The organism is Actinoplanes sp. ATCC 53533 (assembly GCF_003947245.1).
Genome location: NZ_QHHV01000031.1, coordinates 111,982 through 136,728, shown reverse-complemented (window position 1 = coordinate 136,728; position 24,747 = coordinate 111,982). Strand labels below are relative to the sequence as shown.

At 72.5% G+C, this 24,747-nt stretch carries 20 protein-coding genes; 15 read left to right on the top strand and 5 right to left on the bottom strand.

Annotated elements, in window-relative coordinates; translation table 11 throughout:
• The first annotated feature begins 33 nt into the window (after window positions 1-33).
• The 4 genes from DMB66_RS12730 to surE all read left to right on the top strand — a co-directional run bounded on the left by DMB66_RS12730 (window position 34) and on the right by surE (window position 3,250).
• Window positions 34-345: a hypothetical protein gene (locus tag DMB66_RS12730; protein WP_125804263.1), complete on the top strand. Its 312-nt coding sequence runs from the start codon at window positions 34-36 to the stop codon at window positions 343-345.
• A 43-nt stretch (window positions 346-388) separates the two neighbouring features.
• Entirely contained in the window at window positions 389-1,405 is a 1,017-nt protein-coding gene (locus tag DMB66_RS12725) for a methyltransferase (RefSeq protein ID WP_125804262.1), read from the top strand.
• Window positions 1,406-1,469: 64 nt separating this feature from the next.
• On the top strand, window positions 1,470-2,411 hold the full coding sequence (locus DMB66_RS12720) for a 1-phosphofructokinase family hexose kinase (protein ID WP_233624502.1): 942 nt from the start codon (window positions 1,470-1,472) through the stop codon (window positions 2,409-2,411).
• A complete protein-coding gene (gene surE, locus DMB66_RS12715; protein ID WP_125804261.1) occupies window positions 2,408-3,250 on the top strand; it encodes a 5'/3'-nucleotidase SurE in 843 nt (280 codons plus the stop codon). Before DMB66_RS12720 ends, surE begins: the two co-directional genes overlap by 4 nt.
• A gap of 7 nt (window positions 3,251-3,257) precedes the next feature.
• Here surE and DMB66_RS12710 read toward each other — a convergent pair whose 3' ends face one another.
• Together DMB66_RS12710 and DMB66_RS12705 are read right to left on the bottom strand one after the other, a co-directional pair.
• Window positions 3,258-4,223, bottom strand: coding sequence for a serine/threonine-protein kinase (locus tag DMB66_RS12710; protein ID WP_125804260.1), 966 nt, complete (start codon window positions 4,221-4,223; stop codon window positions 3,258-3,260).
• A 77-nt stretch (window positions 4,224-4,300) separates the two neighbouring features.
• A complete protein-coding gene (locus DMB66_RS12705) occupies window positions 4,301-4,669 on the bottom strand; it encodes an STAS domain-containing protein (protein WP_125804259.1) in 369 nt (122 codons plus the stop codon).
• A 338-nt stretch (window positions 4,670-5,007) separates the two neighbouring features.
• On the opposite strand from DMB66_RS12705, the gene DMB66_RS12700 reads away from it, so the two are divergent.
• The 4 genes from DMB66_RS12700 to DMB66_RS12685 all read left to right on the top strand — a co-directional run bounded on the left by DMB66_RS12700 (window position 5,008) and on the right by DMB66_RS12685 (window position 9,097).
• A complete protein-coding gene (locus tag DMB66_RS12700; RefSeq protein WP_125804258.1) occupies window positions 5,008-5,487 on the top strand; it encodes a hypothetical protein in 480 nt (159 codons plus the stop codon).
• A gap of 56 nt (window positions 5,488-5,543) precedes the next feature.
• Window positions 5,544-6,164, top strand: coding sequence for a YdeI family protein (locus tag DMB66_RS12695; protein ID WP_125804257.1), 621 nt, complete (start codon window positions 5,544-5,546; stop codon window positions 6,162-6,164).
• Window positions 6,165-6,302: 138 nt separating this feature from the next.
• Window positions 6,303-7,880, top strand: a complete 1,578-nt coding sequence (locus DMB66_RS12690; protein WP_125804256.1) for a serine/threonine-protein kinase — start codon at window positions 6,303-6,305, stop codon at window positions 7,878-7,880.
• A gap of 209 nt (window positions 7,881-8,089) precedes the next feature.
• Entirely contained in the window at window positions 8,090-9,097 is a 1,008-nt protein-coding gene (locus DMB66_RS12685; RefSeq protein ID WP_125804255.1) for a hypothetical protein, read from the top strand.
• Window positions 9,098-9,312: 215 nt separating this feature from the next.
• Here the strand turns inward: DMB66_RS12685 and DMB66_RS12680 are convergent, their stop codons facing one another.
• From DMB66_RS12680 to DMB66_RS12670, 3 genes are all read right to left on the bottom strand, one after another.
• The gene (locus DMB66_RS12680; protein ID WP_125804254.1) at window positions 9,313-11,115 is read right to left on the bottom strand and encodes a bifunctional UDP-sugar hydrolase/5'-nucleotidase; all 1,803 of its coding nucleotides are present in this window, start codon (window positions 11,113-11,115) and stop codon (window positions 9,313-9,315) included.
• A gap of 99 nt (window positions 11,116-11,214) precedes the next feature.
• A complete protein-coding gene (locus DMB66_RS12675; protein WP_125804253.1) occupies window positions 11,215-15,186 on the bottom strand; it encodes a trypsin-like peptidase domain-containing protein in 3,972 nt (1,323 codons plus the stop codon).
• A 10-nt stretch (window positions 15,187-15,196) separates the two neighbouring features.
• On the bottom strand, window positions 15,197-15,511 hold the full coding sequence (locus DMB66_RS12670; RefSeq protein ID WP_125804252.1) for a CU044_2847 family protein: 315 nt from the start codon (window positions 15,509-15,511) through the stop codon (window positions 15,197-15,199).
• Between the two features lie 320 nt (window positions 15,512-15,831).
• On the opposite strand from DMB66_RS12670, the gene DMB66_RS12665 reads away from it, so the two are divergent.
• From DMB66_RS12665 to DMB66_RS12635, 7 genes are all read left to right on the top strand, one after another.
• A complete protein-coding gene (locus tag DMB66_RS12665) occupies window positions 15,832-16,485 on the top strand; it encodes a hypothetical protein (protein WP_125804251.1) in 654 nt (217 codons plus the stop codon).
• A gap of 119 nt (window positions 16,486-16,604) precedes the next feature.
• Window positions 16,605-19,598, top strand: coding sequence for a helicase HerA domain-containing protein (locus tag DMB66_RS12660; protein WP_370318364.1), 2,994 nt, complete (start codon window positions 16,605-16,607; stop codon window positions 19,596-19,598).
• Between the two features lie 57 nt (window positions 19,599-19,655).
• Complete coding sequence (locus DMB66_RS12655; protein ID WP_125804249.1) at window positions 19,656-20,492, top strand: hypothetical protein; 837 nt, start codon at window positions 19,656-19,658, stop codon at window positions 20,490-20,492.
• Window positions 20,489-21,076 (top strand): DUF4129 domain-containing protein, encoded by a 588-nt coding sequence (locus DMB66_RS12650; protein WP_125804248.1) that lies wholly within the window; start codon window positions 20,489-20,491, stop codon window positions 21,074-21,076. Before DMB66_RS12655 ends, DMB66_RS12650 begins: the two co-directional genes overlap by 4 nt.
• Complete coding sequence (locus DMB66_RS12645; protein ID WP_125804247.1) at window positions 21,073-22,425, top strand: DUF4350 domain-containing protein; 1,353 nt, start codon at window positions 21,073-21,075, stop codon at window positions 22,423-22,425. The genes DMB66_RS12650 and DMB66_RS12645 overlap by 4 nt, the downstream gene beginning before the upstream one ends.
• Complete coding sequence (locus DMB66_RS12640; protein WP_125804246.1) at window positions 22,422-23,396, top strand: MoxR family ATPase; 975 nt, start codon at window positions 22,422-22,424, stop codon at window positions 23,394-23,396. Before DMB66_RS12645 ends, DMB66_RS12640 begins: the two co-directional genes overlap by 4 nt.
• A 7-nt stretch (window positions 23,397-23,403) precedes the next feature.
• Complete coding sequence (locus DMB66_RS12635; RefSeq protein ID WP_199752278.1) at window positions 23,404-24,723, top strand: DUF58 domain-containing protein; 1,320 nt, start codon at window positions 23,404-23,406, stop codon at window positions 24,721-24,723.
• Window positions 24,724-24,747 lie beyond the last annotated feature (24 nt).

Genomic DNA, 24,747 nt, shown 5'->3' with positions numbered 1-24,747 from the left:
CTCTTTGTGACGTCCATCACGGAGGTGACTGTCATGACCCAATCCGTCATCCACCAGCCCCGGGTGGCGTGGGATGCCGCGCGCGCGTTCGTCCGGATGGCCGGTGGCCCCGGCTACGACGCCTACTCCGGCCGGGTGCTCAGCCGGCTCGGCACCGAGGTGTACGGCGAACTGGCGAACACCCGCCGGCGCCTGCTCGAAGGCTCGGTGGAGAGCAGCGACAACGACCGCTTCACCGCCGACGTCGAGGCCGCCAAGTGGCGGGTCCGCATGGAGGACCTGCTGCGGACGAACCCGGCACTGGTCACGTCGGTACGCGAACTGACCGAGGCCGCCGCCCGGTAACCGCCCGGCTGGGCCCCGGGCGCCCTTTGCCATGATCTGCGTCATGTTGACGCCGACACCCCTGATGGACCTCGTCACCGGCTTCTGGAGCTTCAAGACCTTCGCCGCCGCCGTCGAGCTCGACCTGTTCACCCGGCTCGCGGGCGGCCGCACCCTGACCGTCGCCGCCGCCGAGCGGGAGATCGGCCTGCCCGACCGCCCGGCGGACCTGCTGCTCACCGCCTGCGCCTCGCTCGGACTGCTGGAGCGCTCCGGCGACGGCTACCGCAACACCGCGCTGGCCGAGGAGTTCCTGGTCCGCGGCAAGCCCTACTACTTCGGCGGGCAGGTCACCTACTGCGACCGCCGCACCTACCTGCCGTGGCACCGGGTCGGCGAGGCGCTGCGCACCGATCGCCCGCTGACCTGGGATCCGGACACCCAGGAGTCGATGTTCACCACCGCGGACCCGGACCTGCTGGCGACGTTCTGGGAGGCGATGTACTCCACCTCGATCTTCACCGCGCGGGCGCTGGGCGGCGCGGTGGACCTGGGCGGGCGCGGCCGGCTGCTCGACGTGGGCGGTGGCTCCGGGGCGTACGCGATCGAGCTCTGCCGGCAGCAGCCGGAGCTGACCGCGACCGTGCTGGACCTGCCGCACGTCTGCGAAATCGCCGCGGCCAAGGTCGACCTGGCCGGGCTCGGCGACCGGATCGGCACCCGGGCCGGGAACTTCCTGACCGACGCGGCGCTGCCCGGGGGCCACGACGTGCTGCTGTTCAGCATGATCCTGCACGACTGGGACGAGCCGACGAACCGTGAGCTGCTGGCCAAGGCGTATGCGGCCCTGCCCACGGGCGGCCTGGTGATCGTGTCGGAGCTGCTGCTGGACGCCGACCGGACCGGTCCCGCCCCGGCCGCCCTGATGGGGATGAACATGCTGGTCGAGACCGTCGGGGGGCGCAATTACTCCGACGCGGAGTATGCGGACTGGCTGGCCGGCGCCGGCTTCGGCCAGGTCCGGACGGTCCGGTTCGACGCGCCGGGCGCCAACGGGGCGGTGCTCGCCGTCAAGCCCTGAGCGCCGAAGCCGCCTAATTCAGCGATCACGCCCGCGGCGCGGGCCCGTCCGTAAGACTGTGCTCATGAGCCACAACGGCGTCATGGTGTTCGTGCCCGCGCCCCAGCTGACCGTGACGCTCGAGCAGCAGAACGACAAGGCCGAACTGCACGTGCACCCGGGTGGGCAGGGCGTCTGGCAGGCCCGGATGATCACCTTGCTGGGTGCGCGGGTCACGCTCTGCTCCGCGACCGGCGGCGAGGTCGGCCGGGTGCTGGAACCGCTGCTGGAGTTCCACGGCGTGACCCTGAAGACGATCCAGCGCGACTCGGGCACCGGCTGGTACGTGCACGACCGGCGCAGCGGCGAACGCCAGGAACTGGCCGAGGACCCCGGTGATCCGCTGTCGCGGCACGAGATGGACGAGCTGTACAGCCTCGCGCTCGCCGAAGGGCTGCGGGCGGGCATCGCGGTGCTCAGCGGGCCCGCCCACCCGTCCGTCGTGCCGGCCGAGGTCTACCGCCGGCTCGCCACCGATCTCGGCGCCAACGGCTGCAAGGTCATCGTCGACCTGTCGGCGGCGCACCTGGTCGCCGCGCTGGAGGCCCGCCCGCACGTGGTCAAGGTCAGCCACGAGGAGCTGATCCGCGACGGCATGGCCGCGGACGGTTCCACCGAGTCGCTGACCCGGGCGCTGCACAAGCTGCACGACGACGGGGCCGGGACGGCCCTGGTCTCGCGCGCCGACGAGGGCGCGCTCGCCCTGATCGAGGGCCGGGTCTACAAGGTCGACATGCCGCGGATGGTGGCCGCCGAGTCGCGCGGGGCGGGTGACTCGATGACCGCCGGGGTGGCTGCCGTCCTGGCCCAGGGCGGCACGCTGTGTGACGCTGTGCGCACGGGTGCCGCCGCCGGCGCCCTCAACGTCACCCGCCACGGTCTCGGCACCGGACGCGTCGACGCGGTCCAAGTGCTGACAGAGCGGGTGAAACTGACCCCCGTCCTCGACGCGAAAGTACCCGCATGACCCCACGGATCCTGATCACCAACGACGACGGGATCGACGCGCCCGGGCTCCGGCACCTGGCCCGGGCCGCCGCCCGCCAGGGGCTCGACATCGTGATCGCCGCGCCGCTCACCGAGGCGAGCGGCACCAGCGCGGCCATGACCGCGGTGGAGAAGAACGGCAAGATCGTGGTGGAGCAGCGGGAGCTGCCCGGGGTGCGCAACGTGCCCGCGTACGGGGTCGCCGCCTCCCCCGCCTTCATCGTGCTGCTCGCGCTGCGCGGCGCCTTCGGGCCGCCGCCGGAGATCGTGCTCTCCGGGATCAACCGCGGCGCCAACGCGGGCGCGGCCGTCGTGCACTCCGGTACGGTCGGCGCCACCCTGACCGCCTCGCACGCGGGCCTGCACGGCCTCGCGGTCTCCCTGGACGTGCTCTCCCCGGCCAACGGCACCGCGGCCAGCGGCGGCCAGGCCATCGCCGACCTGGAGCACGCCGACGACGAGAACCGGCACTGGGACAGCGCGGCCGGCCTGGCGATGAAGCTGCTGCCCACGCTGACCCACACGCCACCGGGCACGGTGCTCAACCTGAACGTGCCGGACCTGCACGTGGACGGGATCCGCGGACTGCGCCGGGCCACGCTGGCCAAGTTCGGTCAGGTGCAGATGAGCATCGCGGAGGCCGGCGAGGGCTTCGTGCGAACCGCGGTGCAGGCCGCCGACGAAGCGCTCGAGCCGGGCACCGACCTGGCCGCGCTGGCGGAGGGCTTCGCGGTGGTCACCCCGATCCGGTCGCCGGCCGAGGCCACGGACGTGAAGTTCAACCTCGAGTCGATCGTCGTGCAGACGCCCGCGATCTAGGCCGTCCCTAGTTGACCGACGGTTCGGGCAGGCGTACCCCGTCGAGGATCCGCCAGAGACCGAGCGCGACGTCCGCGCTGCGCGGGCGATCCTCGGGCCGCTTCGCCATGCAGGCGCGGACCAGGTCCCGCAGCGGCGGCGGCAGGCCCGGGATGGCCAGGACCGGCGTCGGCGCGAGGTGCCCGACCCGGCCGGCGGCCAGGATCACGGCCGCGATCGCCGGAGGGTACGGCGACCGGCCGGTCAGCATCTCGTAGAGCAGCACCCCGAGCGTGTAGACGTCGTCCGCCGGGCGGGCGAACGCCGTCTTCGGATGCGAGGGCAGCTCGCCGCCTTCTCCACGGGCCAGGCGTCCGTGGGCCGCGCGTGCGTCCTCGCGGGCCAGGCGTCCGCGGGCCGCGGGCCTGTGGAGTGCGCCTTCGCGGGCCAGGTGGCCGCGGGGCGCGGTCGGGTGGGTGCCGGAGTCGTCGGCCTGTAGTGCGGCCGTGGCCAGGCCGAAGTCGATGATCTTGACGCCGGCCGGGCTGACCATGACGTTGCGTGCGGTCAGGTCGCGGTGCACCACGCCGCGGCGGTGCGCCACCGCCAGCACGTCGGCGGCCGTGGCGGCGATCCGGACGGCCTCCGGCCATTCCAGGCGCCCCCGGGCCAGCCGCTCGGTGAGCGGCCGCCCGGCCAGCAGTTCGAGGACCACGTACGGCACCACGCTGCCGTCGGGCAGCGGGGCCTCGCCGTACTCGAAGACCCGCGGCACGCTCGGGTGCCGCAGCCGATCGGTGATCAGCGCCTCGCGCCGGACCTGCTCGCGGGCCTGCGGGTCGTCGGCCAGGCTCGGGGCCAGCACCTTCACCGCGAGCTTGCGGCCCTGGCGGGCGTCGACGGCCGCATAGACGGTCGAGACGCCGCCCTGGCCGATGGCGCCGATCAGCACATATCGCCGGAGGATGGCGGTGCCCATCGGAAGTCGCGCCACGGAAGGGCACTATTCCCTACCGCCGAGCGTCCGGACAAGCCGCCTCAGGAAGGCTTAACCTCGCAGGTCACTCGCGGTCAGGCCCCGGACACGAGCGGCTGATGAGACGGCTCCTCGCAGTCGGTGCAAGGCGCCGGCGCGCCGAAGAGGCCCAGCAGGCCGGTCACCCAGAGCTGGCGGTGGGCGAAACGGCTGGGGCGCGTGACGACCAGCTTGACGTCGCTGACGCTGGCCAACTGGAACGCCGCTACCAGGGCACTGATGCCCACGGAGTCGATAAAGGTCACGCCGTGCATGTCGAGTTCGATGCGCTCGGGGCGTCCGGCGGCGAGCTGGCTCGCCACGGCTTCCTTGATCTCGTACGCGTTCTCGACGTCGATCTCACCCATCGGGGAGAGCTCCACCACCCCTGAGGGGAATGTCGACGTCGTTATCGACAGCGTCACGCCAATACCTCCACCCGCCCGGGATGTCCCAGGCGTCTTCTCCTCTGTACGACTGCGGCCGGACTTGCTGCCGCAGTCGTCGGGGGTGGCGTTGACTACCCCCGTCGGGTTCGGTGAAACTGACCGAACCGTAGTGCGTGAACCTGGTAGGGACCTGTGGGCCCCGTGTGAACCGCAGCAAGAGTACCCAGTGATGTCCACCGTTTTAGCCCACGTGACGCTGTCCACACCCGACCCACCCCGGGTGTTCACCGATACGTTTGCTTTACGTTGCCGTTGGGCACCCTCCCTGGAGTCGACCCACCGCCGGCACCGACGATCGCAGGAGGTACCGAGAAATGCTCTCTCGTAAGAACACAGCCGAGCGCACAGCCGCGCAGGCCTGGGACTACCTGTCGTCCGCGATGGCGGGCGCCGGCGAGAGCGCCAAGGACGCGGGTAGGCACACCGCCGACCTCGCCAGCGCCAAGGCAGCCGTGGCCACCGCCACCGCCGCCAAGCTGGGCAAGCAGAGCGGCAAGCTGGCCGGTAAGGCCGGCAAGCAGAGCGGCAAGCTGGCGGACAAGGCCGGCGCCAAGCTCAACCGGGTCAGCGACGAGGCGCTCGAGCGGGCCACCCTGGCCGCGAACGCGCTGGCCGGCCGCAAGCCCGGCGTGCCCTGGGGCCTGATCGCCGGCGCCGGCCTGTTCGGCATCGCCCTCGGCTGGGTCGCGGCGGCGACGGCCCGGGCCGCGATGGAGCGCCAGGCCGAGAACGAGCAGCTGGAGCTGGCTGAGGCGGACCCGGGAGCGGTGGTCACACCGACCTACGGCAGCTGACCGGCGGCGCCCCTCGGCCCCGATTTCTGTCGTACCGCGCGCCTAGGCTCCTCGGTATGGAGCCCCTGTTCTTCGCCGATGCCGCCGAGCTGCGTGCCTGGTTCGTCGAGCACCACGCCGACGCCCCGGAGCTGCTGGTGGGCTACTTCAAGAAGCACACCGGCAAGCCCACGGTGCGGCACACCGAGGCGATCGAGCAGGCGCTCTGCTTCGGCTGGATCGACAGCATCGGCCGGCGCATCGACGAAGATCGCTACCAGGTCCGGTTCACCCCGCGGCGCGCGGGCAGCGTCTGGAGCGCGATCAACATCGCCAAGGTCGCCGAGCTCACCGCGGCGGGGCTGATGCATCCCGCGGGCCTGCAAGCCTTCGAGTCCTCAGGCCGGTCAAGGGTGGCGGCGGGGAGTTCGGACGGGGAGTTCGGTAAGTCCGAACGGGTGGCTGTGTACTCATACGAGCAGCCCGCTGACGCGGTGCTGAACGACCAGCAGACTGAGCTATTCCGCAGTGAGGAGGCAGCATGGCAATGGTTCTCGGCGCAGTCCGCGTCCTATCGCCGTGCGGCCGTGCACTGGGTGGTCAGTGCCAAACGGGAGGAAACCCGACAGCGCCGGCTCGCCCAGCTGATCACCGACTCGGCGGCGGGCCGCACCGTCCCGCCGCTTACCCGCCGCTGACCGGGCACCGCGCCCGGGCGGCATCCGACCGACCTCGCCGGGAGGTGACGTGAATCTGTACAGTTGGCCCCGGCTCGTCGCCGGGCCGCAGGCCCGCACCGTCCGTCCGTGGCAACACCCGAGTAGATAGGTCCGCTGGTGCTCAGTTCGGGAAGTCTCCTGGACAACCGCTACCGGTTGGACGAGCGTATCGCCACGGGTGGCATGGGTGACGTGTGGCGTGGCACCGATGTGGTGCTCGGCCGCACGATCGCCGTCAAGGTGCTGCGCACCGCCATGCTGGCGGATCCGGAGTTCGCCGCCCGCTTCTACGGCGAGGCGCGGATGATGGCCGCCTTCCGGCACCCCGGCGTCGTCGAGGTCTATGACTACAGCGCCGGCGACCGCAACGACGAGGACAACTGCGCCTACCTGGTAATGGCGTACGTGGACGGCGAGCCGCTCTCGGCCCGGCTCAAGGACCAGGGCCGCCTGGGCGTCGCCGAGACCATGTCGATCGTGTCGCAGGCCGCCGAGGCCCTGCACGCCGCCCACGAGAACGGCACGGTGCACCGCGACGTCAAGCCCGGCAACCTGATCGTCAAGCCCAACGGCACGGTGATCCTGGTCGACTTCGGCGTGGCCCGCTCGGCCGCTGTGACCAGCGTCACCGGCCTCAACGCGATCGTCGGCACCGCCCTCTACATGGCGCCCGAGCAGGTCGCCAAGGGCAACGTCACCCCGGCCACCGACGTGTACGCGCTGGGTGCGGTCGCCTACCACTGCATCGCCGGCAACCCACCGTTCGACGGCGACAACGCCCTGCAGGTGGCGCTGCGCCACCTGGAGGACGAGCCGGAGCCGCTGCCGGAAAACCTCGTGCCGCCGGCCGTCCGCGAGCTGATCAGCCGCGCGATGGCCAAGCAGCCGGAGGACAGGTTCTCCAACGCCGCCGAGTTCGCCGCGGCCGCGCAGATCGCCGCCGGCCCGCTCGACTGGCGTGCACAGACCGGCACGTCGATGACCGGCACGTCGATGCGCCGCCCGTTGAGGAGCCCGGCGACCGGCACCGCGCTGGGCGGCACCACGATGGGTGGCACGACGTTCGGCGGCGCCGGAGTGAGCAGCGCCGGGCTGAGCGGCACGGCGCTGGGTGCCTCCGGCCGGACCGGCACGGGGATGAGCGGGACGTCGCTGACCCGGCCGATGAGCCCGGCCGGACCGCGCCCGCTGCTGCCCGGCCAGCGCAACCTGCTCGAGGCGGCGCCCCCGGCGATGCCGGCCCCGCCCCGCAAGCGCGGCCGGTCCAAGAACGAGATCGTCGTCCTGCTGACCGTGATCGGCCTGTTCATCCTGGCCGGCGGGCTGGCCCTGGCGATCGCGATGCAAAACAGCAGCGCCGACGCGGACGAGCGCCCCAACCCGGTCGTCCCGAACGTGACGGCGGACGCCAGCGAAGAGCCGGATGAGCCCGTCGAGACCACCCGGCCCCCCGCGACGGCTCGAACGAACAACCAGCAGAACAACAACACCCGCAAGCCCACCCCGTCGGCGACCCCCAGCAAGTCGGTCACCCCCTCGGCCACGCCGCCCTCCTCGCCGGCAACAACAAAACCGACGACGACGCCGCCGACCACCGCACCGACCACCGAACCGACCACCACCCCGACCGTCGATCCGACCGAGGGCGGCGGCCCCGGAGACAACGGCGCCATCATCGGCATCGGCACCAACTGAGCCCGAACGGCCGCCCCGGGGCGCGGCGGCGGGCAGAGTAGGTTGCCAGATAAAAGCGATTTATCAGTATCGGTCGACCGCCTGGGCTCCTTGGCCGCAGCTGACCAGCGCCCGCAGTGACCGGGTAATTCTCAGGTCGGTGACGGGCGGGCCGATTTGATGGGCTCTGGCACGGCACTGCTCCCGAGCAGCCACCGGAAAGGCCCCGAATGAACACTCAGGTTCCCCCCGGCCCCGAGAACGCGGTCGCGCCCCAGGAGTATCCCCAGTTCGCAGCCGGCTACGCACAGTACCCGCCGGCACAGTACTCATCCCCGCGGGAGCTTCAGGCGCAGCGGCCCGTCTCCGCCCCGCCCGCCGGATACCCGGTCGAGGGCGTTCCGGCCGGTGACTATCCGGCCGTCTCGTATCCGCAGGAGGGCGCGGCCGGCTATCCGGTGCCCGTACCGTATCGGCAGCCCAGCACCTATCCCACGCCGTCCACGTATCCGACCGCGCCGTCCACGTACCCGGACGCGCCGTCCACGTACCCGACCGCGCCGCCGTGGGCCACGCGGCCCGCAGACCAGGGCGCCGCGCCTGCCGTCGCTCCGGGAACGCCGCCGGGGCGTCCGGGGAACCCGTCAGATCATGCGGGCACCCCGCAGCTGCACGCGGGTGGCTCGGCAGAGCGGCTGGGCACCCCGCAACAGCACGGGGGCATCCCGCCGGAGCCGCTGCCGCAGTACGGCGGCCTGTTGGTGCCGTTCCCCGACGAGATGCGGCACGCCTCCCGGGCCCAGGCGCCCGCGGTCTGGCCGGTCGCCGCGTTCACGATGCTGTTCGGCGTCCTCGGGGCCATCTCCGCCAAACGCCGCGCCGACCAGGCCCGGCGGACCCACAACAGCACCGCGCCGTACTGGATCGCGTTCCTGATCTCGGTCGCCGCCGGCACCTTCTGCTGGTTCGTGCTCGCCGCCGTGGCGGTCGTACCGATGCTCGCAGAGATCCGGGAGACCAACAGCCTCGAAGCCGTGCAGCGCAACGTCGTCGCGGACGGCCAGCTCAAGGATGCCCGGATCACGGTGACCGCGGCCCATTGCCGGGCGGTGACCGACCGCGACGCCGCGGGCATGCGTGGCTATCTGTGCCGGCTGACCCTGGAGGGCGGGCGCACCGGCACCCTGGCCCTCACCGCGGACGAGTCCGGCCAGTGGCACCCCGAGCCGACCGGCTGAACACGCATTGAGCTCCCGGCCGCCAGCGTGGTCGGCCGGGGTGGGATGGGCCGTCGTGATGCTCCGGGGGGAACATCACGACGGCCCCCGTCCATCCGAGGAAGACAGACAAGGACGGTTCCCGTCCTGAACGAGGAAGACGCCAAGGACGGGTCCCCGGCCTGAACGAGGAAGACGCCAAGGACGGGTCCCCGGCCTGAGAACGGACCGGGATGTCAGAAGACCGGGACGCCCGCGCGGACCAGCCGCCAGTTGTCCACAGCGAAATCGGCCGGGTTGATCGCGCCCTTGGCCTGCGCCCAGTCGATCAGCAGCTGGCGGATCTCCTGCTGCGCGTTGTAGACCTGGGTCTTGACGATGCCGGGGAAGTTGCCGCCGCCGCTGCGCCGGTAGTTGTTCACCGCCACCACGAACTGGGCGTCCGCCGCGACGGCCACACCGGCGATCTCCAGCCGGGTGATCCGGTCGCCGACCGGGCGGCTGATGTCGATGTCGTAGTCGATGCCGGAGAACACGTCATAGTTGTAGTCCGGCACGGCGGGGTCGCTGATCGACGCCGGGACCGGGGTCGCGCCGACCGGCAGCGTCACGAAGTACTTCGCCGAATACTCCAGGTATGCCTTCACCTCGGCGCCGGTCAGCACGACCGCCTCGAGCGTGTTGTCGTAGATGTACAGCCCCGCCACGTCCTTGATCTTGACGTCGCCCTGCGGGAAGACCGCCGTGCGGCTGAACGGCGCGGCGATCGACAGCACCGGCAGCGTCGCGTACTGGGTGCCGGCCAGGGCCGCGGTCACCGTGTCGGTCTGCACCTTGTTGATGAAGTCCAGGATCGGCGTGTCCTTGTATCGCGACTCGGCCGCGGACAGTTCCACGGTGGAGGCGGCGACGACCTGGTTGATGTACGCGACCGTCTTGGCGTGCTGCGACCGGACCGCGGCCAGCACCTTCGGGTCCTCGGTCACCGTGTTGGTGTTCAGCAGGTCGGCCTTCTTCGCGGTGATGCTCCACCGGCCGCGGTCGCGGGTCAGCGTGAAGTCCATCCGGCTGAGCCGCTGGCCCCACTTCGAGGGCTCGGAGAGCAGCACCTGCACGCCGGTCTTGGCGTTGGTGACGAACCGCTGCGGCACGTTGGCGTGCGCGTGCCCGAACAGGATCGCGTCGATGCCGGGCACCTGCTCGGCGATGAGCGCGCTCGGGTTTTCGATCGGCAGCTCCGGGCCGTAGCTCGACGTGCCGCTGTCGCCACCGTGCGCGGAGATGAGCACGACGTCGGCGCCGCGCGCCCGCATGACCGGCACCCACTTCGCGGCCGAGGCGATCATGTCCTCGAAGATCAGCTTGCCCTCGACGTTGGCCTTGTCCCAGATGGCCGAGCCCGGGTTGGTCAGGCCGAGGATCCCGACCCGCAGCGTCGGTGCGCCGTGACCGAGGGAGACCTTCTTGATCACGTACGGCGTGAAGGCCGGCCGCTTCGTGCGCGCGTTCAGGGCGTTGGCGGCGAGCGCGGGGAAGCCGAGCTGGCGGATCCACAGGTTGAGCAGCGGCAGGCCGTAGTTGAACTCGTGATTGCCCAGCGTGACGGCGTCGTAGTGCAGCACGTTCATGGCCTTGGCCATCGGGTGCTTCTCGCCGGTCTCGGTGATCGGCTCCTGCTTGGCGTAGTACGTCGCCAGCGGCGTGCCCTGGATGGTGTCCCCGGCGTCGAGCACCAGCGTGGCCTTGCCCCGCCGCTCGGCCCGGATCTGGTTGACGAGCGCGGCGAGCTTGGCGACGCCGACGTCGTTGTGCGCGCTGTCGTCGTACTCCAGGTCCTTGTAGTAGTCCCAGTTGTAGACGTTGCCGTGAGTGTCGGAGGTGCCGAGCACGGTCAGGTCGTACGTCTTCGGGGTGTGGCCGTGGCCGGAACGCGTCGCGGGAGCGGCGCCGGCCGCGTCACCGAGAACGAACGGAACGGCGGCACCGGCAGCTGCGGCGGCGAGCACACCACGCCGCGAAACGCCTGCGGGAAGGGTCATCAGGAACCTTTCGGAGGAGAAAGCGCACAGCGCCTCGTGGGCGCTCAGGAGGCACCATAACCGCCGATGCATGCCCAGGCGAGAACGGCTGCGAGACCGTTACTGGACGGTCAGCGCCAGCAGGCCGCGGTCCAGCCCCACCATCAGGACGTCGCCGACGTACCGGCAGGCCAGCGCGCGGTGATGCACCGGAATGGACCGCAGCCCCCGGCCGGTGACCGGGTCCCACAGCCGGACCGTCCGGTCGAGGCTCGCCGAAGCGAGCACGATCCGGCCGCCGGCCGGCACCGGGCATACTCCCGTCACCGGTGCCGTGTGCCCGGTGAGCACCCCGGCGGGCGCGCCGTCGGTCAGGCTCCAGATCCGGATCGTGCGATCGGCGCCGGCCGAGACGAGCACGTCCCGGCCGCCAGCCGAGAGCCCGGTCAGGGCGTTCACCGCGTCGTGGTGCCCGTGCCGTTCCCAGAGCAGTTCCCCGGCCGGGTCCCAGAGCCGGATCGTGCCGTTCTTGTCCGCGGATACCAGCAGATCGCGGCCGTCGCGGCGGACGGCGGTCAGCGCGGTCACCCAGTTGGCGTGGCCGAGCAGCGGCCGGGCGCCGTCCTTGTGGATGTCCCAGACCCGGACGATGAGATCGTCGGCACCCGAGACCAGCAACGCACCGGCCCCGCATACCGCGTTGACCCGCTCGTGGTGCTCCTTGAGCTCCTTGAACAGCTCCCCGCTGTCCACATCCCACACCCGGACCGCCCGGTCCTCGCTGGACACCGCGAGCAGGTGCGACTCCTCGTCCCACAGCGCGCAAACGTCGGTGACCGTGGTGCCGTGCACCGAGAGCTCCAGACGCTGCTCGCCGGTCGCCGGCTCCCAGAGCCGCACCGTGCCGTCGCTGCCCGTGGTGGCGACGAGCGTGCCCCCGGCGGTCGGGACCTCGGCCAGGGCGGCGACGGCGCCGAGCCGGCCGCCGTCCATCACCGTCTCCGCGCGGCCGGTGGCGGCGTCCCAGAGGCGTACGGTGCCGTCGTCCCCGGCCGTGGCCAGCAGGTTCCGCTCGCCGACCGGCAGTTCGCAGATGGCCCGGATCCAGCTCGCGTACCCCTCGATCGGCGGCCGGCCGGCGCCGGTGGTCATGTCCCACAGCCGGATGACGCCGTCCTCGGCGGTCGCGGCGAGCAGCAAAGTGCCGTCCACTTCGAGCGTGCAGAGATCCGTCAGCGGGCCGGCGCCGGTGTCGATGGAGGCCACCTCCTGCCGCGACCGCGGGTCCCAGAGCCGGATGGTGCCGTCGTAGCCCGCGGTGGCCACCATGCCGTTCACCGCGCACAGCGTCGTCACCCAGCCGGCATGGCCGCTGAGCACGGCGTACGCCGCGCCGGTGACCGGATGCCACAGCCGGACCGTGCCGTCGTAGCCGGTGGAGGCCACGAACTCGTCGACCCGGCAGACCGCGGTCACCCAGCCGGTGTGTCCACGCAGCGTGTGGACCAGCGCGCCGGAGGACGGGTCCCAGAGCCGCACGGTCCGGTCGTCGCCGGCCGAGGCGAGCAGCTCCCGCCCGTCGGGCAGCGGCACCGCGCAGAGGTTACGGACCCAGTCCTGATGGCCGGTCAGCGTATGCACCAGCTGGCAGGTGCGCGGGTCCCACAGTTTCACCGTCGTGTCGTGACTGGCGGTGGCGAGCAGCCAGACCCCGCCGGCCCGGACCGCGGCCAGCCCCTGGATGCAGTCGGCATGGCAGTCGATGACGTGTTCGGTCTGGCTGGTCAGCGGGTCCCACAGGCGGACCGTGCCGTCCTCACCCGCCGAGGCCAGCAGGCTGCGGCCGTCCACCGGAACGGCGGCGACGTCGTAGACCGCGTCGGAGTGGCCCTCCAGGACGGTCCGTTCGAGCCGCCGGGGCGTCCGGGCCCAGCGCGCGGCGTACGGCGGCGCGACGTGCGGGCGCAGGTTGCTGGCCAGGCCGTCCAGCTTCTCCACCACCGAGAAGAGCGCCGCGCGTTCCAGGGCCGGAGCCTGCAGCGCCTGCGGCGTCCGCTGCAGGAGCTGGGTGCGGGCGACGCCGAGCTCGGTCCGCGCGGCGTCGGCGGCGGGCAGCAGCCGGTCGAGGTGGGCGTAGAGCAGATAGTCGTCCTCGGCCAGCAACTCGTCGACCAGCCCGGCCCGGACGGCGTGCTGCGGTAGGGAGCGCAGCAGGTAGTCGGGCACCGCCTGCCAGCCGATGAGCCTGGCGTGCCCCAGCCACGCGGTGAACAACAACCGCTCGTCGTCGGCGCGACCGATCAGCAGCGCCTCGTTGAGGGCCTGGTGGAAGAGCCGGTAGGTGGGGGTGGTGGTGGCGCTGCTCTCCACCAGGAAGTTGGCTGCCGACGTACGCGCGAAGACGCCGAGCTCCTCCTCGGTGACCTGGCCGCCGAGCGCTTCGACGGCCACCTGCCAGAGCGAGACTGGCAGGCCCGGGGTCGCCGCGTGGGCCAGCGCGGTGAGCGCCAGCCGCGCCGGCGTCCAGCCGGCGGACGGAAGCCCGTCGACGTAGCGGTCCAGGGCGTCGGCCACCGTCGCCGCGAAGGACACCTCACCGGGGTGCACAGGATGCTCGTCCTGCAGGCCCCGGGCCCGGGCCACCAGGCCGGCCACCAGGAAGTTCCGCTGGGATCCCGCGGCGATGCGGCGGGCGACCGGCGCGGCGACGCGCTCATCGGCGTAGGGGTTGTCCGGCCGGTCGGCGCCGGTCAGCGTCGCGAGTGCGTAGTCGGCCAGATCCGACTCGGCGAAGTACTCCGAGCCGTCCAGGTCGATGATCTCCGCGGCCGCGCCGAACTCCGCCAGCAGGTCACCCTTGTCGTCGGCCCGCCGGGTGCCCACGACCACCTGCACCCCCAGCGGGGCGAGGTTGCGGGTCAGCGGCAGCACGACCTCGGTGATCAGCTTGCGGGCCTGCGCCGGGGAGGCAGCCTCGTCGAGCGCGTCGATGACGAGGTTGAACCGGGCCGGGCGCCGCGTCAGGCGGTTGCGGAGCGCGGGCATCACGTCGGCGGGGTCGGCCGGCAGCCCGACCGCCGCGGCCCGGGCGATCTCGGTGGCGATCTCCAGGGCGCTCTTGCCCTTGGCGTGCACGGCGCAGGAGACCGAGCCGGCGGTGGCGGACTCGGCGCTGTCCGGGACCGGCAGCGCACGATGGACGGCGTGATCGGAGGTGGTGACGATCCGGCCGAGCACAGCCGACTTGCCGACCCCGGGTGAGCCCGTCACCAACAGGGTCCGGCCCGGTGCCGCCGGGGCGTCCAGCCATGCCTTGATCATCCGCAGGGCCGCCGTCCGGCCCCGGAACCGCGAGCCGCGTTCGGTGTGCACGGCGACGCCGCGGGCGCGCGGCAGCCAGTGCCGTTCGGCCTCGTCGTCGCCGGCCAGCGCCCAGCCCCAGGCGGCCAGGGCGGCGTCGTCGGAGTCGCCCACCTGCCATCCGGCCAGGACCGAGAGCTTGAGCTCCGGGAGCTGGTCGTCGGCGTGGTGCAGGGTCAGGGCATGGCCGTCGCCGTCGCCCGCCGCCGCGACGACGAGACCGACGACGGCCTCGTACTCGTGCGACCAGAGCGCGCCGCCGCTGTAGCCCTGCTTCAGCCCGGGTGCCGAGGAACTGTCCAGGTGGATCAGACCGTAGCTGCGGGGGTCGCCGACGCTGCCCTCGGCGGAGCCGCCGTACTCGTTGCCGCCGGGGAAGCCGAACGCCCACCAGGAGCAGCCGGTCAGCTCGCCCGGTGGGGTGCAGCGGAGCCGGGCCGGCCGCACCGCCGGGGGCACCGGCTCGGCGAGTTCGAGCAGGGCGATGTCGACGTTCTTCTCCGCCATACCGTCGTGGGTCAGCCGGGCGCGGCGCCGGACGCCGTACCCGATGCCGGGCGCCTTGGGGAAGGCTATCCAGACGTCGGGCCGCGTCGACTCGCCGGAGCGCAGCACGTGTGCGCAGGTCAGCACCTGGTTGCGATCGATGACCACCCCGGTGCCGAGCGGCGCGGCGTCGTTCTCGGTGGCGTGGATGGCCACGGTCCAGGAGTCCGCAGGCGCTTTGATCATGAGGACCCGGTCAGCTCCGGCCGTCCGGGACGTCCGGCCGCCAGATCATGGTGACCTCGAAGTTCGCCTCGGTCGCGGCCTTGGCGACCACCCAGTTGGCGGTCCCGGTGACCTTGATGCCGAACTTCACCTCGACCGAGTCGGGCGCGATCTCGCGGACCTGCGCCAGCAACTCCCTGGCGGCGGCCAGGGCCGGACCGGCGGAATCCCTGATCGTGCCGGCGATGTCGCCCGCGCCCGCCGGGCGGAAGCCCGCCACCGGTTCGATCTCGAACTGGGCCACCGTCTGGTCATCGACCCGATAGCGGACAACGTCGGACGACATCGGTGCCGGCCTCCAGGAAGGATCACGAATGGACGCCGGGAAGGGCGCCGCAGGCAATGTCGCACGGGCCGCGGGCAAGGGCAATACGCCTTTACAAGATCGCGATCAGCGGTTCCGAACAGGCGTTCCAACGGCGTGCCGCGGGCTGGATTCCTGAAGATCGACAATGCTGATCACTGTCGGATATCCGAATCAACAGAGTGGACCTTGCCAGTGCCGCCCGGCATCGGCAGAATCGGGCCCATCGCCGGGTCCATTGTGATCAAGGACGTCGTGAATGGCGCCCTGACGCCACCGCCGTAAACCTGAGGAGCGCCGGAATGTCGGACGAAAAGCTCAAACTCGTCGAGACGTGTGCGCTGCTGATCCTGCTGAAAGAGGGGCAGGAGATCGCCAACGCCGACCTCAAGAACGAGCGGGGCCTGGAGCTCAAGCGCGACAGCCGGGAACGCCTGGTCGAGCGCGGCCTCGTCGACGTCCGCAAGGAAGGTCAGCGGATCTATCTGGGCCTCAGCGACGGGGGCTGGCGCAGGGCGCTCACCGCCATCGGCAGCGAGCCCCCGGCCCGGTCGGGCTACGCAGGAGCCACCATCTACGCGCAGGTCGACGCGCTGCGAAACTACCTGCAGGCCTCCGGCCTGGCGCTTTCCGACTACTACGTGCCGCAGGGCGACGCGGCACCGGCGAGCGCGACCCTCCAGAAGCCGACCACCGACGATGTCATCGCGCAGATCCGCAAGGCCTACGACGGCATCGCGGGAGCGCCGGGTGACGCCGTGAAGCTGGTCCGGATCCGCGAGGCGCTGCCCGACGACATCGGCACGGCCCAGGTCGACGAGGCCCTGACCGTGATGAACCGCGGCAGCGATGTGCGGATCTTCGCCGAGGCCAACCAGAAGACGCTCACCGCGGCGGACCGGGCCGCGGCGGTCACCATCGGAAATCAGGACAAGCATCTCATCGTCCTCAAATGATCAGCGACGACGAGCGAAAAGCACTCTCGGCGCTGCGATTCAATTGGGCGCCCACGGCGGACGACGTTTGGCAGCATTCGCCATATCACGTTCCCGGCCTGCACGAAACAGCTCTCCGCATGGTTCTGCAGGGTTTCGCCGAGGCCGCCGAACACCGCGAATCGAGCCCGGTCGGCGTCGCCCTGCTCGGTGAGCGGGGCACCGGGAAAACGCACCTGCTGGGCTCCGTCCGCGAGGAAGTGCAGGCGCGCGAGGGATATTTCTTCCTGATCAGCCTGCTGGACGCCAGCGCATTCTGGCGCAGCACGGCCCTGTCGATCGTGGAGGGCCTCACCCGCACGCCGGAGGATCAGCCGAGCCAGTTGACGGTCTTCCTGCGCCGGCTCGCCGACAACGCCGGGGCGCCCCGCAGTCTCCGGCGCGCGATCACCGGCGAGGGCGAGACCTCGCTGTCCCGGGCCTCCCTGGACGCCTTCATCGACCACGTCCGCAAGCTGAACAGGCAGGTCGGCATCGAGGCGCAGGACACCGCCCGCGCCCTCGTGCTGCACGCCTCCGACGACTCCCGGGCGCAGAACATCGGCTACGACTTCCTCTGCTCCAACGACGAGGAGGAGCCCGGTGAACGGGCTGGCTGGGGCATGCGGCGCGGGCGGCGGTCCGCCCAGGAGGTCGTCCGGGACGTGTCCCGGTTGCTGGCCCTCACCGGCCCCACAGTGATGGCCGTCGACCAGATCGACCCGCTCGTCTATCAGTCCGCCAAGTCCAGCGCGACCGACGACCAGCCGGACTGGAGCGGGTCGCTGCTGCTCGAACACATCGCGGGCGGGCTGATGTCGCTGCGCGAGACCACCCGCCGCACGCTGTCGATCGTCAGCTGCCTGCCCACCGTCTGGGAGCTGGTGAAGACCCAGGCGACCAGCACGGTCCAGGACCGCTTCCGGGAAGCGATCGACCTCAAGCCGATCCCGTACGCCGAGCTCGGGTACGAGCTGGTGGCGAAGCGGTTCGCCGCGAAGTTCGCCGAGGTCGGCTTCTCCGCACCGCACGAGACCTGGCCCGTCGCGCCCGGCGCCTTCGCCGAGTCGGTGGACTTCACCCCGCGTGAGCTGCTGCGCACCGTGGACGCCCACGTGCGGGAGTGCCTCACCACGGGAGAGGTCGACGAGCTTCTTCAGCTACGGCACCGCGATCGTGCGCTGCCCGACAAGCCCACCGAGCGCGTCCCGGTCCCGGAGGGCGAGCTGACGGTCTTCGACACCCGCTACGCCGAGCTCGTGAAGGCGGCCGACCCCGCGCCGGCGTTGCACCCCGCGACCGAGGACACGGTCGTGCCCGCGCTCGTCCGCGCCGGCCTGGAGGCCTGGATCGGTGCCCGCGACGAGCCGGAGGGCACGTTCGGCATCGACCCGCCCCCGGGCGTCAAGCCCGCGCTGCATGCCCGGCTCCGCCGCAGCCTGGACGAGGAGACCGAGGACGAGGCGCACTGGGCCTTCCGGGCGATCAGCGCGCCGCACCACATCGCGGTGCTCAACCGCATCCGCAACGCGCAGACCGCGGCCGGCCTCATCCCCGGTCAGCGCAAGCGCCGGCTGTTCCTGCTGCGCGGCGCCGAGTGGTCGAAGGGTGCCCGCACCCAGGAGGTGGTCCGAGCCCTGGCGGACGCCGGCGGCATGCGCGTCGATTTTCCCGAGTCCGACGTCCGCCAGCTGATCGGCCTGCGGTCGCTGATCGACGAGTACGGCTACGACAAGCTCAGCCAGTGGTTCCGCAACCGCCACCCGGCCGCCTCGATCCACTTCCTCCAGGAGGCGTTCGCGGGGTCCGAGGAAGAGTTCGCCGAGCCCGCCGCCGAGCGGGCACCGGCGGTCAGCGACGAGCCGACCGGCCGGATCGTGCTGGGCTCGGCCATCAGCGACGGGCACCCGGTCGGCGTCGACCTCGCTGCGCTGCGCAAGCACACCGCGATCTTCGCCGGGTCCGGGTCGGGCAAGACCGTGCTGATCCGCCGGCTCGTCGAGGAGTGCGCGCTCAGCGGCGTCTCCGCGATCGTGCTCGATCCCAACAACGACCTCTCCCGGCTCGGCGATCCCTGGCCGGCGCCGCCCCCGGGCTGGAACGCGGCGGACACCGCCCGCTCGGCGGAGTATCTGCGATCCACCGAGGTCGTCGTCTGGACGCCCCGCCGCGAGAGCGGGCGGCCGCTCAGCTTCCAGCCGCTGCCCGACTTCGCGGAGATGTTGGACGACCCGGACGCGTTCGCCGCGGGCATCGACGGTGCCGTCGCCGCGCTCGCGCCCCGGGCGAAGGTGGACGGTTCGACCGCGAAGGCCCAGCTCGGGCAGGCCGTGCTGCGGGAGGCGCTGCGCGGCTATGCCCGTACCGGAGCCAGCGATCTTCGGGGTTTCATCGGGTTGCTCGGCGCGCTGCCCGAGGGCATGAGCCAGATCCCGGAGGCGGAGAAGATCGGCTTCGGGATGGCCCAGCTGCTGACCGCGACCGCGATCAACGACCCGCTGTTCGGCGGGGGCGGCGAGCCGGTCGATCCGGGCCTGCTGCTGACGCCGGGGCCGGGATACCGGGCCCGGGTCTCCGTGATCAGTTTCGTGGGGCTGCCCGACGACACCCAGCGGCAGAGCTTCGTCAACCAGCTCCAGCTGGCGCTGTTCGCCTGGATCAAGCGGAATCCGGCCGGCGACCGTCCGCTCGGCGGCCTGCTGGTGATGGACGAGGCGCAGACGCTGGCGCCCTCGGGGCCGATGACGGCCTGCACCCACAGCACGCTGGTGCTCGCGTCGCAGGCCCGCAAGTACGGCCTCGGCCTGGTCTTCGCGACCCAGGCTCCCAAGGGCCTGCACAACCGCATCCCGGGCAACGCCGCGACCCAGTTCTTCGGCCTGCTCAACCATCCGACCCAGATCAGCACGGCGCGCGAGCTGGCCCGGGCGAAGGGCAGCGACGTGTCGGACATCGCCCGGCTCCGGGTCGGGCAGTTCTACGCCGCGATCGAGGGTGGCGAATTCGTGAAGATGCGGGCGCCGTGGTCGCTGTCGTACCACCCGCAGAGTCCGCCGACCGCCGAAGAGGTTCTGGAGCGTGCCCGGGCCGGTTGAGGCCCGGGCACCCCGGCAGATGACACCGGCAAGCCGTCATCTCGTAGGATCGCCGCCATGCCCGCGCAGCCGGAACTGCCGCTGCGTCCGATGACTCTCGGTGAGTTGCTGGATGCAGCCATGGCGCTGCTGCGGGCGCGGGCCGTGCCCCTGCTCGCCGCCGGGGTGCTGCTCGGGCTGCTGGAGCAGGCTCTCCTCGTCCCGTTGCGGGCAGCTGCCCTGGTCACCCCGCCCTACTACGGGCCCGCGTCCGGGCATTTCGGGCAGTGGTGGAGCATCACCGCCATCGGGTTCGCCAGCGAGCTCGTCATCCTCACCCTGCTCGGCGCCCTGGCCTCGGCCGCTGCCGGGCCGGCCCTGCTCGGGCGGGCGGTGCCGCACCGACAGCTCTGGTCGCGGACCCGGCCGTTGTCGACCGTCGTTGTCGCGGTGCTCCTCGGGGCCGTCGGTGTGGTCGGCGCCTTCGCCGGGCTGTTGCCCTGGCTCCTCCTCTATGGCCTGTTCAGCCTCGCCCCCGCGGTGCTGGTCATCGACCGCTGCGGCAATCCGTTCAGCGCGCTGTGGCGCTCCGCGCAGCTCACCGCGCGCGGCGGGATGCGCGGGTTCTGGACGCTGATCTGTGCCTATCTGACCTGGTTCGTCATCCGGTTCGCGCTGGGCAGCGGGTGGGTGTGGGTCCTGACCCGGCTCAGCGACGGCGAGCCGGCCTGGCTCGCCTGGCTGAGCCCGGCCGCCTGGGCGCTCGCCAACGCCGTCGCCTACGCCGCGCTGGCCTGCGTCGCCGCCGTGCTGCTGCTGGAGACCCGGATCCGGACCGAGGGGCTCGACATCGCCATCGGCCGGGCCCGCGGTCGCGGTGAGGACGACGCCGCCGCCCTGGTGTACGCGAGGTGACCCGGGTCTGGGACGAGTTCGCGGCGGCGGTCTTCGACGTCGTGTCGCCGGGGGTCCTGCTCCTGCTGGCGCTGGCCCTCGCCGGGCTGGTGGGCGCGCTCTGGTACTGGTTCCCGGCCTGGGTGCCACGCCGGCTGCCCCGGCTGCGGCTGCCCCGCTGGCGACTGCCCCGCTGGCGGCTGCCGAAGTGGCGCCGTACCCGGAAGCCGAAGGCCGGCCGGAAGGCGAAGACCAAGGTTGAGCCGGTCTTCGCCCCGACGGTGGTGCTGCCGGACGGCACCCTGCTGGCCGACCGGCTCGCCGCCGAGGGCCGCTACGCCGAGGCCATCCGGCAGCGGTTCCGCGACGTGGTCGGTGATCTCACCGCCGCCGGCGTGGTCGCGCCGCTGCCCGGCACGACCGCCGCCGAGGTCGCGGCCGCCGCGGCCGCCCAGCGCCCGGCCGTCGCCGGCCCGCTCGCCGGGGCCACCGACCTGTTCTCCGAGATCTGGTACGGCGACCGCACCGCCCTGGGAGTGCACGACGAACGCATGCGCGCCCTGACCGGCGACGTCCGCACCCGGATGCGGGGAGTCACACCGTGAAGTCCCGTCGCTGGCTGCGGTTCGCGCTGCCCCTGGCTGTCGTCGCCGGGCTGGCCACGATGACCGGTGTCGCCCACGTGGTGCAGCAGCCGGATCCGACCGACGCCTCCTTCCTCTCCCCCACCAGCGACGCCGGCGACGGCGCCCGGCAGCTCGCCGACGGCCTGGCCGGCGCCGGGGTACGGGTGACCGTGCGCACGAGCAGCGAGAAAGCGATCGCCGACGCCAACGCCCGCGCCAACGCCGGCGGGCCGGTCACGGTCTTCGTCACCACCCCCGGGCTGGTGCACCCGTCCTACCTGGAACGGATGGCGGCGCTTCCGGCGCAGGTCCGTGTGGTGCTGGTGGCGCCCGGCCGGAACGAGCTCGACTTGGCCGGCATCGACGTCGACGTCCTCGGGCCGCGCTGGACGGCCACGGCGCCGCAGCCGGGGTGCTCCGCCGGCTTCGCGTCCGACGCCGGGCCCGCCGCGGTGTGGCGCTGGCGGTACGGCGCGGCCGCCTACCCGGCGGTGCGCTGCTACGACGACGGCCTGATCGAGTTCGACACCGATCGGGCCTCGATGACCCTGGTCGGCGCCGCGGACCCGTTCCGCAACGACCGGGCCGACGAGCACGGCAACCGGGCGCTGGCCCGGGGCCTGCTGGCCCGCGCCCCGACGGTGATCTGGCTGGACCTGCACAAGCGCGAGCCCGACCCGGACGACGAGACCGGGCGGCCCGACCCGGCCAGCCCGGATTCCGGCCGGGAGGGCGACGGCGAGGGCGACCAGGGCGGCGGTGATCAGCCCGGCGGCGACTTCCCGCAGGATGACCCGGAGGGCGACCCGCAGGACGGCGGGCAGGCCAACGGTGGATCGCAGGGCGGCAACGGCGTCGCGGACAGCCCGCTGGCCCGGGCGTTCCCGCCGGCCGTGTGGGCCACCCTCGCGCTGCTGGCCCTGGCCGCGCTCGCCCTGGCCGCGGCCTCGGCGCGCCGGCTCGGTGCGCCGGTGGCCGAGCCGCTGCCGGTGCGGGTCCGCGCCGCCGAGACCGTCCGCGGGCTCGGCGGGCTGTACCGGCGGGCCCACGCGCGCAGCACGTCGCTGGCGACCCTGCAGAGCGCGGCCCGGGCCCGGCTCGCCGAGCACTACGGGCTGGCCGCGGACGCCCCGGCCGACGAGGTGGCGGAGCTCGTCGCGACGACCGTCGGGCGGCCCTTCCTCGAGATACGGCAGATACTCAGCGGCGCCGTCGAGGACAGCGACGAGGAACTGGCGCGCGCCGCCACAACCGTGCAGAACCTGGTCCGGTTCGTGACGGGGCAGCAGAACTGGCAACAGGGACCTGACGAGGGGAATGTGACGTGACGTCTTCCGTAGGTGTGGAGGCCCAGGCGGCCCGCGAAGCACTGCAGCGCCTCCGGGTCGAGGTCGGCAAGGCGGTCGTCGGCCAGGACGCGGTGGTCGGCGGGGTGGTCATCGCGCTGCTCTGCGCCGGCCACGTGCTGCTCGAAGGCGTACCCGGGGTGGCCAAGACGCTGCTGGTCCGGGCGCTCGCCGCCGCGCTGGACGTCGACACCAAGCGGGTGCAGTTCACCCCGGACCTGATGCCCGGCGACGTGACCGGCTCGCTGGTCTACGACGCGCGCAGCGGCGCCTTCAACTTCCGGCCCGGGCCGATCTTCACCAACCTGCTGCTCGGCGACGAGATCAACCGGACCCCGCCGAAGACCCAGGCGGCGCTGCTGGAGGCCATGGAGGAGCGCACGGTCAGCACCGACGGCGAGACCCGCCGGCTGCCCGAGCCGTTCATCGTGGTCGCCACCCAGAACCCGATCGAGTACGAGGGCACGTACCCGCTGCCGGAGGCGCAGCTGGACCGGTTCCTGCTGAAGCTGACCGTGCCGCTGCCGCAGCGCGACGAGGAGCTCGGCGTGCTCAAGGCGCACCACAACGGCTTCGACCCGCGGGACCTGAAGGCCGCCGGGGTCAGCCCGGTGGCCAGCGCCGCCGACCTGGCCGCGGGCCGGGAGGCGGCCCGCCGGGTCGCCGCCGCCGAGCCGGTGCTGGAATACATCGTGGACCTGTGCCGGGCCACCCGGGTGTCGCCGGCGCTGGAACTGGGCGCGTCGCCGCGGGGCACGACCGCGCTGCTCGCGGTCGCGAAGGCGCGGGCCTGGCTCAGCGGCCGCGACTACGTGCTGCCCGACGACGTGAAGGCCTTCGCAATCCCGACCCTGCGGCACCGGGTGCGGCTGCGCCCGGAGGCGGAGCTGGACGGCGTGTCCACCGACTCGGTGCTGCGGACCGTGCTGGGCGCCGTGCCCGCGCCCCGCTGAGCCGACCGTGATCACCAGGCGCTTCGCGCTGCTGCTGGCGCTGGGCGTACCGCTGCCCGCCCTGCTGCCGGCCCCGTGGCTGCTGACCGCGGCCGTGCTGGGCCTGGCCGCCCTGGCGGCCGTGCTGGACGGGCTGACCGCGGCGCCGCTGACCGGGGTCACGCTGCGCCGCTCCGGCGAGGCGACGGTGTGGCTGGGCGAGACGGCCAGCATGCCGCTGACCGTGCACAACGGCTCGCGGCGGGTGCTGTGGCTGCGGCTGCGCGACCGCTGGGTGCCGTCGGCCGGCGCCGACAACACCGAGCACCGGCTCAGCCTGCTGGCCGGCGAGGAGCAGGAGCTGACCACCACGCTGACGCCGACCCGGCACGGCGACCGGGTCGCGGTCCGGGTGACGCTGCGCTCGTACGGGCCGCTGGGGCTGGCGTACCGGCAGCGCCGGCAGCAGTGGAACCAGGCCGGCACGCCGGCGTCGACGCTGCGGGTGCTGCCCCGCTTCCCGTCCCGGCGGCTGTTGCCGGAGAAGCTCGCCAAGCTGCGCATCTTCGACGGGGCCGTGGTCACCCGCGGCCGCGGCCAGGGCACCGAGTTCGACGTGCTGCGCGAGTACGTGATCGGCGACGACGTGCGCTCGATCGACTGGCGGGCCAGCGCCCGGACCCACGACGTCGTGGTCCGCACCTGGCGCCCCGAGCGCGACCGCCGGGTGATCTGCGTGCTGGACACCGGCCGCACGTCGGCGGCCCGGATCGGCGACGAGCCCCGGCTGGACGCCGCGATCGACGCGGCGCTGCTGCTGGCGGTGCTGGCCACCAAGGCCGACGACCGGGTCGACCTGCTGGCGCTGGACACCGCCGTACGGGCCAAGGTGACCGGCGGCGGGCACCGGACCAAGCTGCCCCGGCTGATCAGCGCGCTGGCGGCGCTGGAACCGGCCCTGGTGGAGACGGACTTCGGGCTGGCGGCCGGCGACCTGCTGCGCCGCGACCACAAGCGGTCCCTGGTGGTGATCTTCACGGCCCTGGACGCGGCGCCGATCGTCGAGGGCCTGCTGCCGATGCTGTCCCGGCTGACCACCCGGCACCGGGTGGTGCTGGCCAGCGTCCGCGACCCGGAGACGGCGCAGCTGGCCCAGCTCCCGCCGCAGGGCGCGACCGCCGCCGATGTCCACGTGGCCGCGGCCGCCGAGCTGGCGCTGGCCGAGCGGGGCCGGGTGCGCGCGCTGCTGACCCAGCAGGGTGTGCTCGTGGTCGACGAGCTGCGCGACGGCTTCGCCTCCAGGGTCGCCGACGTCTACCTGATGCTCAAGGCTGCGGGCCGGCTGTAGGAACCGCGGGCTTTCGGCAAACTC

Excerpts from the sequence above, each read along its gene's own strand:
- DMB66_RS12730 (WP_125804263.1), top strand. The coding sequence starts at position 34 with ATGACCCAATCCGTCATCCACCAGCCCCGGGTGGCGTGGGATGCCGCG.
- DMB66_RS12725 (WP_125804262.1), top strand. The coding sequence starts at position 389 with ATGTTGACGCCGACACCCCTGATGGACCTCGTCACCGGCTTCTGGAGC.
- DMB66_RS12720 (WP_233624502.1), top strand. The coding sequence starts at position 1,470 with ATGAGCCACAACGGCGTCATGGTGTTCGTGCCCGCGCCCCAGCTGACC.
- surE (WP_125804261.1), top strand. The coding sequence starts at position 2,408 with ATGACCCCACGGATCCTGATCACCAACGACGACGGGATCGACGCGCCC.
- DMB66_RS12700 (WP_125804258.1), top strand. The coding sequence starts at position 5,008 with ATGCTCTCTCGTAAGAACACAGCCGAGCGCACAGCCGCGCAGGCCTGG.
- DMB66_RS12695 (WP_125804257.1), top strand. The coding sequence starts at position 5,544 with ATGGAGCCCCTGTTCTTCGCCGATGCCGCCGAGCTGCGTGCCTGGTTC.
- DMB66_RS12685 (WP_125804255.1), top strand. The coding sequence starts at position 8,090 with ATGAACACTCAGGTTCCCCCCGGCCCCGAGAACGCGGTCGCGCCCCAG.
- DMB66_RS12680 (WP_125804254.1), bottom strand. The coding sequence starts at position 11,115 with ATGACCCTTCCCGCAGGCGTTTCGCGGCGTGGTGTGCTCGCCGCCGCA.
- DMB66_RS12675 (WP_125804253.1), bottom strand. The coding sequence starts at position 15,186 with ATGATCAAAGCGCCTGCGGACTCCTGGACCGTGGCCATCCACGCCACC.
- DMB66_RS12670 (WP_125804252.1), bottom strand. The coding sequence starts at position 15,511 with ATGTCGTCCGACGTTGTCCGCTATCGGGTCGATGACCAGACGGTGGCC.
- DMB66_RS12665 (WP_125804251.1), top strand. The coding sequence starts at position 15,832 with ATGTCGGACGAAAAGCTCAAACTCGTCGAGACGTGTGCGCTGCTGATC.
- DMB66_RS12660 (WP_370318364.1), top strand. The coding sequence starts at position 16,605 with ATGGTTCTGCAGGGTTTCGCCGAGGCCGCCGAACACCGCGAATCGAGC.
- DMB66_RS12655 (WP_125804249.1), top strand. The coding sequence starts at position 19,656 with ATGCCCGCGCAGCCGGAACTGCCGCTGCGTCCGATGACTCTCGGTGAG.